Origin of the sequence: Dietzia sp. SYD-A1 (genome assembly GCF_015356725.1) — a bacterium.
GTDB lineage: Bacteria > Actinomycetota > Actinomycetes > Mycobacteriales > Mycobacteriaceae > Dietzia.
On record NZ_JADDKI010000604.1, the window covers coordinates 1 to 424 of the forward strand.

General features: G+C 72.9%; 1 protein-coding gene. It reads left to right on the forward strand.

Annotation, left to right across the window (positions count from 1 at the left end):
• Positions 1–374, forward strand: a 374-nt coding sequence (locus tag IY392_RS17615) for an AAA family ATPase (RefSeq protein ID WP_194861932.1), incomplete at its 5' end; no start/stop codon positions are given.
• Positions 375–424 lie beyond the last annotated feature (50 nt).

A 424-nucleotide genomic window follows, 5' to 3' on the forward strand; every position in this document is an offset into this window, starting at 1 on the left:
CCGCAGTCTACGGCCGGATGCTCGATCGGGCCGGGCAGCTGCTCGCGTTGGGGCGCAGCGTCGTCCTCGACGCGACCTGGCTGAACCCTCGTCGCCGCGCGGAGGCGGAGACCGTCGCCGCCGATGCACGCGCCGAGCTCGTGGAGGTCGCCTGCACGGCTCCGCACGAGGAACTGGTCCGGCGGATCGAGCAGCGGCGACGCATCGGGTCCGATCCGTCGGAGGCGACCGTGTCGGTGCTCGCGCGACAACTCGCGGACCGGGCGCCCTGGCCCGACGCGATCGAGGTGGACACCACCGACCTCGATGTCCGCTCCCTCGAGGCCGTACGGGAGTGGGCGGCGCGGAACCTGGGCCCCCTGCCCTGGGCCTAGGAGCATGGGTCAGTAATGGCTCGAAGCGCGCCGAGAGTACGGCGGAGTGC